We start from the raw sequence: 15,937 nt of genomic DNA on the forward strand, positions 1-15,937 counted from the left end.
CCGTCATGTCTCTATCCCTGGAAGTCGAAACGCCACGCCTGGTGCTGCGCCAATGGCGCGCCGCCGACCGTGAACCTTTCGCGGCGCTGAACCAGGACCCCCGCGTCGCCGAGTACCTGCTGCCGCTGAATGCACAGGAAAGCGATGCGCTTGCCGACCGGCTGGCCGCCGGCATCGACGAGCACGGCTGGGGCTTCTGGGCCGTGGAGGCGCCAGGCGTGGCGCCCTTCATCGGTTTTGTCGGCATCAAGCCGCTGGCGCCCACTCTGCCGTTCGCGCCAGGCGTGGAGATAGGCTGGCGCCTGGCGCAGCGGCACTGGGGCAAGGGCTACGCCAGCGAAGCCGCCGAGGCGGCCTTGCGCGCGGGGTTCGAGCAGGTGGGACTGGATGAGATCGTGGCCTTCACGGCCACGGGCAACCAGCGTTCGCGCGCGGTGATGGACCGCTTGGGCATGAGGGAGGATCCGGAAGGTTTCGACCATCCCGCCGTTCCACAGGGGCATCCGCTGTGTCGACACGTGCTGTACCGCATTGGGCGTGAGGAGTGGCGATTGCGGCAAATTGGTGACACAGGTGAAGCAGCCGTGCCAGTTGCGGCGGCATAAGGGTCCAGGAGGGGCGTCCGGCTGTGATGTTGCGGCGCAATATGACGAAATGACGGGGCTGATTTGAGCTGTCCCGGCCCGCGGGTGTAAGCTTTTCAAGACGCAGTACCCAGTTGCAGACGGGATGCGCGACAGCCCGCCCACAGGTTTCCCGTCCAACGCCAGACGCCGTTTTCTGCCCGGCGCCGGTGCTTGTCGTTCGCGCCTTCGCCGCCGGCATTGTGCCGGCGCACTTACCGGAGGAACGACCCATGCTGACCGAGATCGTCACGCGTGCCTTGTCCCAATTGACCGGCAGCCCATTGAGCGGCGACGGGATCAAAGGACAGTTTCAGTACGCCTATGCCAGTGATGACGGCCAATTCGTGGCCATATTGACCCATGACATGACCACCTATGTGGTGGACTTGAGCACACAACGATATTTCGCGGAGTGCGGCGGCTCGCCACGGGGCTTCGCCGGGCACGTGCTGGAAATGGAAGGCGCGGCGGCGCGCAGCCATCCCTGGCCCGCCGCCAACGATCTGTTCGACCTGGACATGGATGCGGATGAGCTTGCATGGCGCAACTGCCCTGGCTTGCGTGGCGAGCCGCCCGCCGCCCGATCTGCTGAGAGCCGCGCCGCCTGAGAGTGGCCAGAAGCGGCAAGATCCAATTGAACCGGCGGCTCCGCCGGTTTTTTTTGCCTGTAGCGGCCGAAAGCCGAATCGCCGCAAGGCCTTGCGGGTCGCTACAATTTGCGCCATGACTACGCACGCCGAAACCCGCGCGCCGGATGGCGCAACCCTGGTCGATTGCACGCATGAGCGCCATGCCGACCAGATACTGGCCATATTCAACGACGCCATCGTCAATTCCACCGCGCTGTACGACTACAAGCCGCGGCCGCGCGAGGCGATGCTGGGCTGGTTCCAGACCAAGCAGCAGGGCGGTTTTCCGGTGCTTGGGTACGAGAATGCCGACGGCGAACTGATGGCCTTCGCCAGCTACGGCACCTTCCGCGCCTGGCCGGCCTTCAAGTACTCGGTGGAGCATTCCGTGTACGTGGACGGACGTTTTCGCGGACTGGGCTTGGGCGAGGCGCTGATGCGCGAGCTGATCCAGCGGGCGCGCGCCAATCAGGTGCACGTGCTGGTCGGCGGCATCGACGCGAGCAACCAGGGCAGCATCCGCCTGCACGAGAAGCTGGGCTTCACGCATGCAGGCACCATCCGCGAGGCAGGCTTCAAGTTCGGACGCTGGCTGGATCTGGCGTTCTATCAGCTGACGCTGGATACGCCTGAAAAGCCGGTCGACGGGTGACCGGCAGTCCTACTTCGATAGCACACGCATGGCCTGTTCCAGGCCGGCGACCGTCACCGGGTACATGCGGCCCTGCATGATGTCGCGCATCAGCGCGATGGACTGGCGGTATTGCCAGGACGCGGTGGGCTCGGGATTGAGCCAGACCGATTTGGGCCAGGCGTCCAGCAGGCGGCGCATCCATTCGGCGCCGGGCTCCTTGTTGTAGTGCTCGACGGAGCCGCCCGGCTGCAGGATTTCGTAGGGGCTCATGGTGGCGTCACCGACGATGATCAGGCGCCAATCCGGGTTGTACTTGCGCAGCACGTCCCAGGTGTCGAAGCGTTCGTTCTGGCGCCGGCGGTTGCTTTGCCACAGGCTTTCGTACGGGCAGTTGTGGAAGTAGTAGACCTCCAGGTTGCGGAATTCGCTGCGCGCCGCCGAGAACAATTCCTCGACGCGTCCGATGTGGTCGTCCATGCTGCCGCCCACGTCCAGCAGCATCAGCACCTTCACGGTGTTGTGGCGTTCGGGGACCATGCGCAGGTCCAGATGGCCGGCATTGCGCGCGGTGCTGGCGATGGTGTCGTCCAGGTCCAGTTCCATTTCGGCGCCTTGCCTTGCGAAGCGCCGCAGGCGGCGCAGCGCCACCTTGAAGTTGCGCGTGCCCAGCTCGACCTGATCGTCGTAGTCCTTGAACTGGCGCATGTCCCAGACCTTGACCGCGCTGCGGTTGCCGGCAGAGTCGCCGCCCACGCGTATGCCTTCGGGGTGGTAGCCGCCATTGCCGAAAGGCGAGGTGCCGCCGGTGCCGATCCATTTGCTGCCGCCGGCGTGGCGTTCCTTCTGCTCTTCCAGGCGCTCCTTGAAGAGCTCCATCAGCTTGTCCCAGCCGTGCTTTTCGATTGCGGCTTTTTCTTCCGGGCTCAGGCTTTTTTCGAACTGCTTGATGAGCCAGTCCAGCGGGATTTCCTTGCCTGGGGGCAGGGCGGCCGCGATGCCCTTGTAGTAGGCGCCGAAAGCCTTGTCGTAGCGGTCGTAGAGCGCCTCGTCCTTGACCAGCGTGGCGCGCGCCAGGAAGTAGAACTCGTCCAGCGTGGGCGCCATGAGATCCTGGCGCAGGGCGTCCACCAGGGTCAGGTATTCCTTGACCGAGACGGGCAGCTTATGCGCCCGGAGGTGATAGAAGAAGTCGATCAGCATTTGCGGGCTGCCGGTAGTTGCTGGCGGATCGTTGCTGGCAGATCAGCGGCGCTGGCCGCCGCGCGTCATGGCCGCCAGGCGTTCCAGCAGGTGCACGTCCTGCTCGTTCTTGAGCAGCGCGCCGGCCATCAGCGGCACCGCCGTGGCCGTGTGCGCGTCGATCTCGGCGGCGGTCGAACCCTCGGCCAGCAACAGGCGCAACCAATCCAGCAGTTCGGAGGTGGACGGTTTTTTCTTCAGGCCCGGCGCGTCGCGCAGCGCGAAGAAGGTGTCCAGCGCCGCGCGCAGCACGTCCTGCTTCAGGTGCGGGTAGTGCACGGCCACGATGTCGCGCATGGTTTCGCGGTCGGGGAAACGGATGTAGTGGAAGAAGCAGCGGCGCAGGAAAGCGTCGGGCAGATCCTTTTCGTTGTTGGACGTGATGATGACCAGCGGACGGTGCCGCGCGGAGATGGTTTCGCGCGTTTCGTACACGTGGAATTCCATGCGGTCCAGTTCGCGCAGCAGATCGTTGGGGAATTCGATGTCGGCCTTGTCGATCTCGTCGATCAGCAGCACCACCGGCTCAGGCGACTGGAAGGCCTGCCACAGCGTGCCCTGCACGATGTAGTTGCGAATGTCGCGGACCTTTTCGTCGCCCAGCTGCGAGTCGCGCAGGCGCGACACCGCGTCGTATTCATACAGGCCCTGATGGGCCTTGGTAGTGGACTTGATGTGCCACTGCAACAGCGGCCGTCCCAGCGCACGCGCCACTTCCTCGGCCAGCATGGTCTTGCCGGTGCCGGGTTCGCCCTTGATCAGCAGCGGACGCTGCAAGGTGAGGGCGGCATTGACGGCGAGTTTCAGGTCATCGGTGGCGACATAGTTGTCGGTCCCGTCGAAGCGGTCTGGCGAGGCGGAAGTAGCGGACTGGGCTGCGGACATGGTCTGATGGCTTCTGAGATTTGACGGTGATCAATACCATGGTAAAGGTATTAATCCTGAGCAATTATCGTACAATCAGGCGGTTTTGCTTTGGGTTCGACCCGCAACGTGTTTGCCGAGGGCCTTTTCGTGTGAGCAGGCCCTAGTCCTTAGCCATACCAAGAAGAGCCATTCCAATGAAGTTGCGAACCTCTCTGAAGTACACGGTATCCGTGTTGGCCGCGATGGCATCCTGTGCGATCGCCGGCCAGTCTGTTGCTGCAGACGCAGCAGTGGTCGGTAATGTCCAGAACGCCCGCGACAAGGTTTCCATGTGCATCGGTTGCCACGGCATCGAAGGCTACAAGGCAACGTTTCCCGAGCTGTACCACGTGCCGATGATCGCTGGGCAGAACGCCAAGTACATCGAAACCGCCCTCAACGAGTACAAGAAAGGCGCGCGCAGCCATCCCACGATGGACGCCATTGCCGGCAGCCTGTCCGACCAGGACATCGCCGATCTGGCCGCGTACTACTCGAATCTCAAGTAAGGGGGCAAACACATGAATCGCTACATGCTTGCCCTTGCGGGCGCGACCCTGGCCATGACGGGCGTTGCCGCCCAGGCGCAGGACCTGGCGGCCGGCAAGGCCGTCTTCGACAAATTCAACTGCGCTTCCTGCCACGGCGCCGACGCCAAGACGGCCGTGGATCCGGCCTATCCGACGCTGGCTGGCCAGCACGCGGACTACCTGGTTCACGCCCTGAAGGCCTACAAGCGCGGCGCGTCCGGCAGCGCGGCCACGGCCAACGTGCGCAAGAACCCCATCATGGGCGCTTTCGCGACCCAGCTGTCCGACCAGGACATCTCCAACGTGGCGGCATGGCTGTCGGCGCAGCCGAGCGACCTGGGCGTGCGCAGGTAAGCCGTCCGGATCCGTTCCGCAAACAAGAAAGCCCTCGGTCGAGGGCTTTTCTTTTTCCGCCGGGCCGTCCCAAGGAAAAATAGCCCCCTCGGGGGGCAGCAAGCCGAAGGCGCAGCGTGGGGGCTTTTCTTTTTCCGCCGGGCCGTCCCAAGGAAAAAAAGCCCCTCGGGGGGCGGCAAGCCGAAGGCGCAGCGTGGGGGCGGTGCTCAGCGGCTGGCGCGCTGGCGGATCAGGTCGATATAGGTGTCGCTGTCCAGCGGCGTGCCCAGGCGCTGCGCTTCCCACACCACCTGCCCCAGGCATTCCATGATTTCATGCGCGGCCTGGTGCGCGTCGCCGCGCGACACCAGCTGCTGGTAGGCCTGCCGGATTCCCGGCGGATGGTCGATGGACAGCTGCTCTGCAATGGCCAGATGCATGGACAGGTGCAGAAAGGGATTGGTGCGCCCCTTTTCCACCGAGTATTCGGCCGTCATGGCCTCGGGGTTTTCCAGGTCGCCGTGGTATTCGGGATGTTCGATGATCCAGTCCAGCGCGATGGCCTCGAGCGGTGTCAGCACTTCGGAGGCGCGATGCTTGCGCCAGGTTTCGATGAAGAATTCGCGGACTTGGTCGCGTGAGGGATTGAACATCTGATGGGGCTGAAAAGCGGGCTGGTGATGCATTATTTTACCGCCGCGCGCGGGCCGTCAGGCCCGCTGGCCCCTTTGCGATATAGAATTGGTTGCTATCGGCCATCCAGTGCGCGGTTCCCGTGGGCGATCTTCCCCGCCGGAACGGACGCTTCCCGATGCCGGCGCGTGCAGAAAAACCACTCGGAGCAAATGGAGCATTCATGTCCTACCAACATATCAAGGTTCCCGCTGGCGGCCAGAAGATCACGGTCAACGCTGATTTCTCGCTGAATGTGCCCGATCAGCCCATCGTCCCCTACATCGAGGGCGACGGCACGGGCGCCGACATCACCCCGGTGATGATCAAGGTCGTCGACGCGGCGGTGCAGAAGGCCTATGGCGGCAAGCGCAAGATCCACTGGATGGAAGTCTATGCCGGCGAGAAGGCCACCAAGGTCTACGGCCCCGACGTGTGGCTGCCCGACGAGACCCTGGACGTCGTCAAGGACTACGTGGTGTCGATCAAGGGCCCGCTGACCACGCCGGTGGGCGGCGGCATCCGTTCGCTGAACGTGGCCCTGCGCCAGCAGCTGGACCTGTACGTCTGCCTGCGCCCGGTGGCGTACTTCAAGGGCGTGCCCTCGCCGGTGCGCGAACCCGAAAAGACCAACATGGTGATCTTCCGCGAGAACTCGGAAGACATCTACGCCGGCATCGAATACATGGCCGAAAGCGAGCAGGCCAAGGAGCTGATCCAGTTCCTGCAGACCAAGCTCGGCGTGAAGAAGATCCGTTTCCCGAACACTTCGTCCATCGGCATCAAGCCGGTGTCGCGCGAAGGCACCGAGCGCCTGGTGCGCAAGGCCGCGCAGTACGTCATCGACAATGACCGTACGTCGCTGACCCTGGTGCACAAGGGCAACATCATGAAGTTCACGGAAGGCGGCTTCCGCGATTGGGGCTACGCGCTGCTGCAGAAGGAATTCGGCGCGACGCTGATTGACGGCGGCCCGTGGTGCAAGTTCAAGAATCCGAAGACGGGCCGCGAGGTCATCGTCAAGGACGTGATTGCTGACGCGTTCCTGCAGCAGATCCTGCTGCGCCCGGCCGAATACGACGTGATCGCCACCCTGAACCTGAACGGCGACTACATCTCGGACGCGCTGGCCGCGCAAGTGGGCGGCATCGGCATCGCCCCGGGCGCCAACCTGTCTGATTCGGTGGCCATGTTCGAAGCTACCCACGGCACTGCGCCGAAGTACGCAGGCAAGGACTACGTGAACCCCGGTTCCGAAATTCTGTCGGCCGAAATGATGCTGCGCCACATGGGCTGGACCGAAGCCGCGGACCTGATCATCTCCAGCATGGAAAAATCCATCCTGTCCAAGAAGGTCACGTACGACTTCGCGCGTCTGCTGGAAGGCGCGACCCAGGTGTCGTGCTCGGGCTTTGGCCAGGTGATGATCGATAATATGTGATTGCCCTGGGCGGCTTGCCGCGTATATTTTCCTTGAACCCGCCCGCCATCATGGCGGGCGGGTTTTGTGTACCTAGGCAAGTGGCATTGTGCATGCCGCGTCGCCTTTCTTTGGTTGAGTGTTGTGCCCCGACTGTATGTTTCCTTGGCCACATGGCTTACGTTGTTGGTTCCTGCCCTGGCTTTGACCAGTGCCGCTGGAGGACCGGCGATCATCTATTTGACAGGTTTGATTGCACTGATCGCGCTGGCCGCCAACGCGATCAAGCGCTACGAACCCATGGATTTCCGAGCCATGTGGCCCATGGCGCTGGCATTGCTGCTGCCGTTACTTTGCTTATTCATTACGTCCTTGGCGCGAGGCGTCTGGAGCGGCTCCGAATTGGAAAAACTGCTCCGGTTTGCGCTGGCGGTGCCGGTGCTCTGGCTATTGCTCAGGGCGCCGCAAGCGTGGTTGAAGCAGATCCAGTGGAGCATCCTGGCCGGTGCGCTGGCGGGGGCGGGAATTCTGATAGTCGCCATGACGTTCTGGGACAGAGGCGCAGTGGTCGATATTGGGGGCCGTTACAATGCAGTCGCCTTCGCCAACATGACCTTGCTGTTCGGTTCGATGGCCTTGTTATCCATCGGTTGGGGCGCCACGACGCGCTGGCCGCGAGCCGAAAATGGGCTCAAGGTACTGGCTTTCGTCCTGAGCGCATGGGCCACCTGGTTGTCCCAGACCCGTAGCAGCTGGATGCTACTTCCCATACTGGCCGTGGTGTTCCTGCTGGGGCTGCATGGCTGGAGCCGGCGCCACAAGATGTATTGCGCTTTCGCGCTCAGCGTGGTTCTGGTCGTTAGCGCGCTCGGAATCTGGAACTTCAGCAGTCGCATGAAAGAGGTTGTGACGGATTTTCAGAGCTTCTCCACGTCGGCCGACCGGGACACCTCGTTTGGCATCCGTCTTCAGCTCTGGCATGCGTCGATCCTCATGTTCCAGAAAAGCCCCGTCGTGGGCGTGGGCCCGAGCAATTTCCGTGGTGAATTGTTGGAGCTGGAAAAGCAAGGCGTGGTGTCGCACGAGGTCGTCGACGGTTATGGCGAACCCCACAATGACCTGCTGGCCGCCTTGTCCGGATACGGGCTGCTGGGCCTGCTGAGCAGCCTCGCACTGTATTTCGTGCCGGCTTACATTTTCCTGCGCCGGCTGGCCAGCAATGACCGTGTCATACGTGTCGGCGCACAGTTGGGCTTGCTGTTCTGCCTGGGCTATTGCGCATTCAGTCTGACTGAAATGATGTTCCGCAATATGCGCAGCGTACCGACGTATTCCTTGATCGTAGTGGCGCTGATCGCGTTGACCACGCCGCGCTCCGCAGGCGCCGCACGGGCTCCGGCCTAGGAAAGGGCTGTACAAAAGGCGGAATGAGCCGCCACGACGAAAAAAACGCAAGGCAAGCGCGCCTTGCGTTTTTTTTATGGGCCTTGCGTTAAATCAAACGCCCTCTGCAGTCTTGGTGAAAACCCTGGTGCTGTCCCTTATTCTGACGGAATACATACATAAACCGTCACATTCTGCCTTGATTAGTTTCATTGGGCGGGTGAAGAAGGATGAGAGGACTATGAAGAATTCCAGCTTGCGCAGGGAACTGCTGTGGTTTGTGTTCGCGGTCGGCGCCGTCGTGCTGGCCCTGGGCGCCTGGGACGCCTGGGAGCGCCGCGCCGAGATGGTGGCCGAGCGCAGGAGCGAGCTGCGCCACGTCCTCGATCTGGCGTCCGGCATCGTGCGCAATGGCAAGCAAAGCGTGCGCGAGGGCATGCCCCTGGACGAGGCCAAGCGCAATGTGGCGCGCCGATTGGCGCAACTGCGTTATGGCGAGGACGGCTATGTGGGCGCCTTCGGCGACGGCTACGACCTGCTGGTGCATCCCGATCCCAAGCTGGTCGGCACCAACGTCCGGGCCGTCAAGGACAGCGCCGGACAGCCGATCTTCGAAAACCTCTATGCCCAAGGCAAGGCGGGCGGCGGCTTTACGCGCTACCAGTTCCCGCGGCCGGGAACGGATCGGGCGCTGCCCAAGATCAGCTATGCCACCTACGACGCTGACTGGGGCTGGTTGTTGTTCACGGGCCTGTACGTGGATGACGTCGATCAGGCGTTCTACGGCACTTTGTGGCGGCAAGGCGGTGTGACGCTGGGCCTTCTGGTGTTGCTATTGGCGGCGGCGCTGCGCTTTTTCCGCACGCATATCCTCGGTCCGCTGGACCAGGCGGTGGTGGTGTGCGAGCGCGTGGCCAATGGCGACTTGTCGGGCAGCGTGCCGCGCAATCAGCGCGGCGAGATCGGCCGCCTGTTCGACGCCCTGGCGCGGATGCAGCAACGCCTGGACGGGGCGGTGCGCAGCATTGTGCATTCCACGGCTTCCATTGCCGCGGCCTCGCGGCAGATCGCGGCGGGCAGCATGGACCTGTCGGACCGCACCGAGAAGCAGGCCGCCGCGCTGGAGCAGACCGCCGCCAGCGTGGAGCAGATCACCGCGACCGCGCAGCAGAGCGCGCAACATGTGCGTGAGGTCAGCGCGCTGGCCGGTCAGGCAGCGCAACTGGCCAGGCAGGGTAGCGATGAAACGCAGCACGCCATCGACGCCATGCGCGAGATTTCGCATAGCTCGCAGCGCATCGACGAGATCATCCGGCTGATAGACGAGATCGCGTTCCAGACCAACATCCTGGCGCTGAACGCCGCGGTGGAAGCGGCGCGGGCCGGAGAACAGGGCCGGGGCTTTGCCGTGGTGGCGGGCGAGGTGCGCGCGCTGGCTCAGCGCTCGGCCACCGCCGCCAAGGAGATCAAGACGCTGATCGAAGCGTCGGCGGATTCGGTGGCTCGTGGCAGCCAGCGCGTCGAGCAGGCCAGCGCGACGATGGGCAACGTGCTGGAGTCCGCCGCCACCAGCGCGCCGCTGATGGGGGAGATTGCCACGGCCTCGGCCGAGCAGAGCGTGGGCATCGAACAGATCAATCAGGCCGTGACGCATCTGGACGGCGTGACGCAGCAGAACGCCGCGCTGGTGGAAGAGTTCGCCGCGTCGGCTGGCGCGCTGCGCGATCAGGCGGCCGAGCTGGCGAATGCGGTGTCCGTCTTCAGGCTGTCTGCAGCCGCCTAGGCGAGCCCTGCACCACGTTCATGGCCCGCTGCAGGCGCTGCCCAAGCTCTCGGCTGGCGCTGGTCATGGGCATGCGCAGCTCATCGGTGATCAGGCCCTGCATCGAGAGGGCGCGCTTGATCGGAGCAGGATTGGGTTCGGTAAACAGCAGGCGGATCAGGCCGCGCAGGGGCTCGAAGAGTTCGCGCGCGGCCTCCGCGTGGCCGTCTCGGGCCAGCTGCATGACCTCGACATAGCGCTCGGGATAGATATGCGCGGCGGCCGGGATGGCGCCGAGGCCGCCGGCCAGGAAGTGGTCCAGCAGGGCCATATCTTCCCCGCATAGCGGCGTCAGCGTGCCGCGCCGGTTCAAGGCCGCCAGTACCGCGGGATTGCATTCCTTGACGGCGCTGAAGTTGGGCAGCGCGGCCAGCGCTTCCATGGTTTCGACCGTCATGGTGACGCCGGTGCGCTTGGGGATGTTGTACAGGATGATGGGCCGCTGCGTGGCCCAGGCAATCTGGCGGTAGTGCCACAGGATGCCGGCCTGCGAAGGGCCCAGGTAGTAAGGCGGTGGCACCAGGTAGCCGGCCGGCTGGTACTTGTCCAGGCGCCGGATGGCGGTTGCGACGCCGCGCGTGTCCACGCCGCCCGCGCCGAACACCAGCGGCAGCGCGTGCGGATCGCTCGATATGGCTTCTATCATGTCGACCTTTTCCGGCACGCTCAGCAGATTGCCCTCGCCGGTGGAGCCAAACAGCACCAGGCCGGCGATACCTGCGTTGCGGTAATAGCGGGCCAGCGCCTGCGCGGCGTCCAGGTCCACATAGCCGCCGCGCATCGGCGTGACCATGGGCAGCCAGATGCCTTCAAACGCGGTCTTGCGTGGCGTGTCCATGGCTTACTGCCCCGTCATCGCGTATGCGGGAAGCACCGGACCGAACTCGGCGCGGGGCAGGCCCGACATCACCGCGTGCATCAGCGCATCCAGCTGCCCGCGTTCGCACTGCAGTTGCAGCACGCTTTGCGCATGGACGTGATCCACCGACAGCACATAGACGCCGATGCGTTCGCCCAATGCGCGATGCAGCGCCAGCCGCACGTTCAGTGCGTCCAGCGTGTCTATCCTGATGGTCAGCGCGACTCGTTCGACGCGGGCGTGCGTACGCTGCGCGGGCAGGATGTCGGACATGGGGGCGAGGCAGGCTTGAAGTCGGGGGATCATGGCGGGCAGCGGGACCGGAGGCGCCGCTTGCGGCGTTCCGGGGATCCGGTTGGTTAATGACGGTTCCACTATAGGAAGCGCGCCGTAAATCCTGCCGATAAAAGCGGACGCAGCGCGTAAAAAACGCGTCAACGTCCGGGGCGCTCAGAACGTCTTGGTCAGCGACAGCAAGCCCGTTGCGCGGCCCATGTCGCGGCCGCGCGTATTGGTGTAGACGGCGCGGTCCGCGTTGGTGTCCAGATAGGCCAACGAGACCGACAGGCCCCGGCCGAAGTCCTTCGTCAGCCCCAGCTTCCAGTCCGTGTAGTTGCCGTTGTCGACGTTGCGCACCAGTTGCCGGCCGACGTGCGCGTTGACGGTCAGGCCCCAGACGCCCGTATCGAAGTTGCCGGACAGGTCGAAGTACTGGCTGTGCTTGCTGTCGGCGAAGCCGAACAGGTTGGTCAGGGAGAGGGAGTACTTGAACATCAGAGGTCCATAGCCGATGCCGGCATACAGCTCGGTGGTGTCGGGACTGGTGTAGCCGGACGGATAGTCGCCAGGGTAGTAGTACTGCAGGACGCCCAGGTCGACGGGCACGTCCTGCGCGAGATTGCCCTTGTAGCCGCCGTAGAAGTCCATTTCCACGGGCGCGGACACGTCGCTGTTGCTGTCGTCGAGCCAGCTGATGCTGGAGTTCCAGTTGCCCAGGTAAAAGCCGCTGGAGTGGGCCAGGTCGAATCCGCCCTGGATGGCCGGCTTGTTATTGCTTTGCATCAGGCCGCGATAGCGGTATTGGCTGGCCAGGGTGACGTTGGCCGTCAACGTGAGGTCGGACGCGGCAGGCGCCGCTTCGGCGGGCGCGTCGGCGGCCAGTGCGTTGCCGGCTTGCGAGGCGGCCAGGGTCAGCAGCGCGAGCGCGGCCAAGGTGTGGCGGGGCATGGAATTGCTCCTACTGTTGGATGGGACCGCAACAATAGGAGCAAGCGCGTAAAGGCCGAGACAAGACTTGCGGGTTGCGCGTAAACGCGGCGTCAATGCGCGTCCGGGGCGCGTGCCTCAGCCGGCGAAGCGGTAGCCCACGCCGATCTCGGTGAGCAGGTAAACGGGCTGGGCGGGATCCGCTTCCAGCTTCTGGCGCAGATGGCCCATGTAGATGCGCAGGTAGTGGTTGCTTTCCACGTGCGACGGACCCCACACCTCGCGCAGCAGTTCGCGGTGCGTCATGACCTTGCCGCGATGCGCCAGCAGCGCCGCCAGCAGGCGGTATTCCATCGCAGTCAGGTGCACGTGCTGGCCGCTGCGCTCCACCACGCGTTTGGCGAAGTCCACGCGCACGTCGCCGAAGCTGATCTCGGAAGCATTGCCCGCGCCGCCTCTTGCGTGCCGCCGCAGCAGCACGCGCAGGCGCGCCAGCAGTTCGCTGACGCCGAACGGCTTGGTGAGGTAGTCATCGGCCCCGGCGTCCAGCGCGGCGACCTTGTCGGCCTCGGCGCTGCGGGCGGACAGCACCAGTACCGGCACCTCGGTCCAGCCGCGCAGTTCTCGGATCAGGATCATGCCGTCTTCGTCGGGCAGGCCCAGGTCCAGCACCACCGCGTCGGGCTGCCGGGTGCCGGCTTCGATCAGGCCGCGCTTGACGGTTTCGGCTTCGTGGACGACGCAGCCCTCGCTTTCCAGGGCCTGGCGCACGAAGCGCCGGATGTTGGCGTCGTCTTCAATGATCAGGACGGTAGGCTGGTAATCGAACATGCGTTGCGGCGTTCAAGGGGTTTCGGATTGGATCGGGGGCGGCGCGCCCAGTGGCAGCGTAAAGACGAACTGGGCGCCGGACTCCTGGCCCGGCGCGTGTTCTACCCAGATTTTCCCATGGTGGGCGGCGATGATGGCCTCGCACACGGCCAGGCCCAGGCCGACGCCCGGGGTGGCGGACTCGCGGTCGCCGCGCGTGAATTTTTCGAAGATGCGGCGCTCAGCGCCCGGCGGCACGCCCGGGCCGTTGTCGCTGACCGCCACGCGCAGTTCGCCCTCGTGTACGTCCGCATGCAGACGCAGGGCGCTGCCGGCAGGCGTGTACTTGGCCGCGTTCTCCAGCAGATTGCAGAGCACGCGTTCGATCAGTACGCCGTCGCATTCCACCAGCGGCAGATGCGACAGGCTGTCCACGGTGACGCGGTGCGCGGCCAGCGGTTCGCGCATGGCGGCAAGCGAAGCGCCGACCAGTTCTTCGATGGATTGCCATTCCAGGCGCAGCGGCGTGTCGCGGTTCTGCAGCCGCGCCATGTCCAGCAGATTGACCACCAGCGCGTGCATGCGCTGGGCCTGGTCGCGCATGGCGCGGACGGTGTCGTGGATGTCGGGCGGCAGCGTCGCCTGCTGGCGCATCAGCGTGTCCGTCATGCCGACCAGGCTGGTCAGCGGGGTGCGCAGATCGTGCGACACGGCCGCCAGCAGCGAGTTGCGCAGCTTTTCGGATTCCATGCTGACCAGCGCCTGCTGCGCCACTTCCACGTAGTGCAGGCGTTCCAGCGCGATGGCGATCAGGGTGGCGTAGGCCTCGATCTGGCGGCGCGAGTCTGGATTCAGGAACAGGCTGCGGCGCGGAGCGGCCAGCGCCAGCACGCCGCGGGTGCGCATCGGCGCCTTCAGCGGCAGGTACAGCAGTTCGCTGTTGGACAGGGTGGAGGTGCCTGCGCCGGCCGGCTGTCCGTGGTCGTAGACCCATTGGGCCAGCGCGGATTCCAGCGGCGGCATGTCGTCCGCGGCGGGAGACGCCAGCTTCAGGCGGTCGTCCATGCCCAGGATGTATAGCGCGCAGCGCGAACCGAAGGTGGCATGCACGAAGGCGCCCGCCAGGGTGACGATCTGCTCGGGCAGCAGCGCGGACGACAATTCGCGCGCGAATTCGTAGAGGCTGCGCGCATCGGCTTCGCGCTTGACCGAAGCCTGCGCCTGCAAGCGCAGGCCGGCCGTCAACTGGCCGATCAGCAGGCCCACCGACAGCAGCACGCCGAAGGTCAGCAGATACTGCACGTCCGATACGGCGAAGGACGCCAGCGGTTGCACGAAGAAGAAATCGAACAGCCCTACGCTGATGACCGAGGCCAGCGCCGCCGGTCCGCGTCCGTGGCGCAGCGCAACGGCCACCACCGCCAGCAGGAACAGCATGACGATGTTGGTCTGGTGCAGCGCCGGGAAGGCCAGCATGGACAGCGCGGTGGCCGCGGCGCAATAGCACAGCGCCCAGGCGTAGCCCGCCAGCGGCCGCGGATTGCGCTCGTCGGCGGCCTGGCGCGTACGTGGTCCCAGCGTGAGCGGATCGCGCCCCGGCGCGGATGCGGCCGGCAGCGGCGGCGCGCCCAGGCGGATGATGTCGATTTCGGGGCAGCCCGCGGCCAGCATGTCGGCAAAGCTGTGGCGGCGCCACAGCCAGCCCGGCGAGATGGCCGCGGTCAGCAGCGCGGACAGCGACAGGCGCAGGCGCTGCAGGCCGCTGGCGCGGGTGCGGCCGATGATGGCCTTGGTGATGTTGTGGCGGCGCACATAGCGCACCACGGCGTCGACCATGTCGCCGCCGGCCAGGACTTCGCTGCGCGCGCCCAATGCATCCGCCAGGGCCAGGCTGCGCTGGATGCGCTCCTGTTCGGCCTGGGGCGGCGGGGCCGCGCGCGGTGTGTCGATGGTGACCACGTGCAGATCGCATTCCAGCTGCTGGCTCAGGCGGTGTGCGCTACGGATGACGTACTCGGCGTCCACGTCCGGACCGATACACGCGACCACGGCTTCGCGCGTACGCCACACGGGTTCGATGGCGCGGTCGCGGCGGTAGGCCTGGACGTCGTCGTCGACGTGGTCGGCGGTGCGGCGCAGCGCCAGCTCGCGCAGCGCTATCAGGTTGCCCTTGCGAAAGAAATTGCGGGTGGCGTGGCGGGCCTGTTCCGGCAGATAGACCTTGCCTTCCTTCAGTCGGCGCAGCAGCTCGTCGGCCGACAGGTCCACCAGAATGACTTCGTCGGCCGCATCGAAGACCTCGTCCGGCACGGTTTCCCAGACGCGCACGCCGGTGATGCTGCCCACGGCTTCGTTCAGGCTGTCCAGGTGCTGCACGTTCAGCGTGGTCCAGACGTCGATGCCCGCCGTCAGGAGTTCCTGGATGTCCTGCCAGCGCTTGGCATGGCGCGAGCCTGGCGCGTTCGAATGCGCCAGCTCGTCCACCAGCACCAGGTCGGGATGGCGGGCCAGTGCGCCGTCCAAATCAAATTCCTTCAGCACGTGGCCGCGGTACGGCACGTCCTTGAGCGGCAGGACAGGCAGGCCTTCCAGCAGCGTGGCGGTTTCGCGCCGGCCGTGGGTCTCGACGATGCCGGCCAGCACGTTGGCGCCCTGGGCGGCCTGCGCGCGCGCCGCCTCCAGCATGGCGTAGGTCTTGCCCACGCCTGCCGACGACCCGAAGTAGACGCGCAGCTTGCCGCGCACCGCCTGGCGCGCGGCGTCGTCCAGGGTCTTCAAGAGCGCGTCGGGGTCGGGACGCTCGCCAGCGATATCAGCCATGAACGCGCAGTAGGTGTGAGGGAACGGCTGGCAATACTATACGCCGCG

At 65.0% G+C, this 15,937-nt stretch carries 16 protein-coding genes; 8 read left to right on the forward strand and 8 right to left on the reverse strand.

What is annotated here, in order from left to right; genetic code table 11:
• Positions 1–5: 5 nt before the first annotated feature.
• The 3 genes from HV766_RS10995 (at position 6) to HV766_RS11005 (ending at position 1,907) form a co-directional block, all read left to right on the forward strand.
• Entirely contained in the window at positions 6–605 is a 600-nt protein-coding gene (locus HV766_RS10995) for a GNAT family N-acetyltransferase (RefSeq protein WP_175181148.1), read from the forward strand.
• Between the two features lie 251 nt (positions 606–856).
• The gene (locus HV766_RS11000) at positions 857–1,234 is read left to right on the forward strand and encodes a hypothetical protein (protein ID WP_054450052.1); all 378 of its coding nucleotides are present in this window, start codon (positions 857–859) and stop codon (positions 1,232–1,234) included.
• Between the two features lie 115 nt (positions 1,235–1,349).
• Positions 1,350–1,907 carry a GNAT family N-acetyltransferase gene (locus tag HV766_RS11005; protein ID WP_119450767.1) on the forward strand — a complete coding sequence of 186 codons (558 nt, stop codon included), beginning with the start codon at positions 1,350–1,352 and terminating at the stop codon, positions 1,905–1,907.
• A gap of 9 nt (positions 1,908–1,916) precedes the next feature.
• Here the strand turns inward: HV766_RS11005 and HV766_RS11010 are convergent, their stop codons facing one another.
• The gene (locus HV766_RS11010; RefSeq protein ID WP_054450056.1) at positions 1,917–3,089 is read right to left on the reverse strand and encodes a vWA domain-containing protein; all 1,173 of its coding nucleotides are present in this window, start codon (positions 3,087–3,089) and stop codon (positions 1,917–1,919) included.
• Positions 3,090–3,131: 42 nt separating this feature from the next.
• Positions 3,132–4,013, reverse strand: coding sequence for an AAA family ATPase (locus tag HV766_RS11015; RefSeq protein WP_042796600.1), 882 nt, complete (start codon positions 4,011–4,013; stop codon positions 3,132–3,134).
• Between the two features lie 176 nt (positions 4,014–4,189).
• On the opposite strand from HV766_RS11015, the gene HV766_RS11020 reads away from it, so the two are divergent.
• Both HV766_RS11020 and HV766_RS11025 read left to right on the forward strand, forming a co-directional pair.
• Positions 4,190–4,543: a c-type cytochrome gene (locus HV766_RS11020; RefSeq protein WP_013391872.1), complete on the forward strand. Its 354-nt coding sequence runs from the start codon at positions 4,190–4,192 to the stop codon at positions 4,541–4,543.
• Positions 4,544–4,555: 12 nt separating this feature from the next.
• Positions 4,556–4,918: a c-type cytochrome gene (locus tag HV766_RS11025; protein ID WP_054450058.1), complete on the forward strand. Its 363-nt coding sequence runs from the start codon at positions 4,556–4,558 to the stop codon at positions 4,916–4,918.
• A gap of 206 nt (positions 4,919–5,124) precedes the next feature.
• On the opposite strand, the gene HV766_RS11030 is transcribed toward HV766_RS11025, so the two are convergent.
• Positions 5,125–5,550, reverse strand: a complete 426-nt coding sequence (locus HV766_RS11030) for a DUF1841 family protein (protein ID WP_054450061.1) — start codon at positions 5,548–5,550, stop codon at positions 5,125–5,127.
• 203 nt (positions 5,551–5,753) lie between these two features.
• Between HV766_RS11030 and icd the strand changes: the two genes are divergently transcribed.
• From icd to HV766_RS11045, 3 genes are all read left to right on the forward strand, one after another.
• Positions 5,754–7,010 carry an NADP-dependent isocitrate dehydrogenase gene (icd, locus tag HV766_RS11035; RefSeq protein WP_125472148.1) on the forward strand — a complete coding sequence of 419 codons (1,257 nt, stop codon included), beginning with the start codon at positions 5,754–5,756 and terminating at the stop codon, positions 7,008–7,010.
• Positions 7,011–7,133: 123 nt separating this feature from the next.
• Positions 7,134–8,393: an O-antigen ligase family protein gene (locus HV766_RS11040; protein ID WP_175181149.1), complete on the forward strand. Its 1,260-nt coding sequence runs from the start codon at positions 7,134–7,136 to the stop codon at positions 8,391–8,393.
• A 220-nt stretch (positions 8,394–8,613) separates the two neighbouring features.
• Positions 8,614–10,155, forward strand: a complete 1,542-nt coding sequence (locus HV766_RS11045; RefSeq protein WP_175181150.1) for a methyl-accepting chemotaxis protein — start codon at positions 8,614–8,616, stop codon at positions 10,153–10,155.
• Here HV766_RS11045 and HV766_RS11050 read toward each other — a convergent pair.
• From HV766_RS11050 to HV766_RS11070, 5 genes are all read right to left on the reverse strand, one after another.
• The gene (locus HV766_RS11050; protein WP_175181151.1) at positions 10,133–11,032 is read right to left on the reverse strand and encodes a 4-hydroxy-tetrahydrodipicolinate synthase family protein; all 900 of its coding nucleotides are present in this window, start codon (positions 11,030–11,032) and stop codon (positions 10,133–10,135) included. The two genes, HV766_RS11045 and HV766_RS11050, sit on opposite strands and share 23 nt — an antisense overlap.
• Positions 11,033–11,035: 3 nt before the next feature.
• Positions 11,036–11,326: a hypothetical protein gene (locus HV766_RS11055; protein WP_054450069.1), complete on the reverse strand. Its 291-nt coding sequence runs from the start codon at positions 11,324–11,326 to the stop codon at positions 11,036–11,038.
• Positions 11,327–11,503: 177 nt separating this feature from the next.
• Positions 11,504–12,280, reverse strand: a complete 777-nt coding sequence (locus HV766_RS11060) for a TorF family putative porin (RefSeq protein WP_175181152.1) — start codon at positions 12,278–12,280, stop codon at positions 11,504–11,506.
• A 117-nt stretch (positions 12,281–12,397) separates the two neighbouring features.
• Positions 12,398–13,090 carry a two-component system response regulator KdpE gene (kdpE, locus tag HV766_RS11065; RefSeq protein ID WP_054450072.1) on the reverse strand — a complete coding sequence of 231 codons (693 nt, stop codon included), beginning with the start codon at positions 13,088–13,090 and terminating at the stop codon, positions 12,398–12,400.
• 12 nt (positions 13,091–13,102) lie between these two features.
• Positions 13,103–15,889: a DUF4118 domain-containing protein gene (locus HV766_RS11070; RefSeq protein ID WP_175181153.1), complete on the reverse strand. Its 2,787-nt coding sequence runs from the start codon at positions 15,887–15,889 to the stop codon at positions 13,103–13,105.
• Between the last annotated feature and the right edge of the window lie 48 nt (positions 15,890–15,937).

Origin of the sequence: Achromobacter aegrifaciens (assembly GCF_902859735.1) — a bacterium.
Lineage (GTDB): Bacteria > Pseudomonadota > Gammaproteobacteria > Burkholderiales > Burkholderiaceae_B > Achromobacter > Achromobacter aegrifaciens.

Coding starts and splice junctions, on each gene's coding strand:
- HV766_RS11045 (WP_175181150.1), top strand. CDS start 8,614: ATGAAGAATTCCAGCTTGCGCAGGGAACTGCTGTGGTTTGTGTTCGCG.
- HV766_RS11010 (WP_054450056.1), bottom strand. CDS start 3,089: ATGCTGATCGACTTCTTCTATCACCTCCGGGCGCATAAGCTGCCCGTC.
- HV766_RS11025 (WP_054450058.1), top strand. CDS start 4,556: ATGAATCGCTACATGCTTGCCCTTGCGGGCGCGACCCTGGCCATGACG.
- HV766_RS11000 (WP_054450052.1), top strand. CDS start 857: ATGCTGACCGAGATCGTCACGCGTGCCTTGTCCCAATTGACCGGCAGC.
- HV766_RS11020 (WP_013391872.1), top strand. CDS start 4,190: ATGAAGTTGCGAACCTCTCTGAAGTACACGGTATCCGTGTTGGCCGCG.
- HV766_RS11030 (WP_054450061.1), bottom strand. CDS start 5,550: ATGTTCAATCCCTCACGCGACCAAGTCCGCGAATTCTTCATCGAAACC.
- kdpE (WP_054450072.1), bottom strand. CDS start 13,090: ATGTTCGATTACCAGCCTACCGTCCTGATCATTGAAGACGACGCCAAC.
- HV766_RS11055 (WP_054450069.1), bottom strand. CDS start 11,326: ATGTCCGACATCCTGCCCGCGCAGCGTACGCACGCCCGCGTCGAACGA.
- HV766_RS11050 (WP_175181151.1), bottom strand. CDS start 11,032: ATGGACACGCCACGCAAGACCGCGTTTGAAGGCATCTGGCTGCCCATG.
- HV766_RS11060 (WP_175181152.1), bottom strand. CDS start 12,280: ATGCCCCGCCACACCTTGGCCGCGCTCGCGCTGCTGACCCTGGCCGCC.
- HV766_RS11005 (WP_119450767.1), top strand. CDS start 1,350: ATGACTACGCACGCCGAAACCCGCGCGCCGGATGGCGCAACCCTGGTC.
- icd (WP_125472148.1), top strand. CDS start 5,754: ATGTCCTACCAACATATCAAGGTTCCCGCTGGCGGCCAGAAGATCACG.
- HV766_RS10995 (WP_175181148.1), top strand. CDS start 6: ATGTCTCTATCCCTGGAAGTCGAAACGCCACGCCTGGTGCTGCGCCAA.
- HV766_RS11070 (WP_175181153.1), bottom strand. CDS start 15,889: ATGGCTGATATCGCTGGCGAGCGTCCCGACCCCGACGCGCTCTTGAAG.
- HV766_RS11015 (WP_042796600.1), bottom strand. CDS start 4,013: ATGTCCGCAGCCCAGTCCGCTACTTCCGCCTCGCCAGACCGCTTCGAC.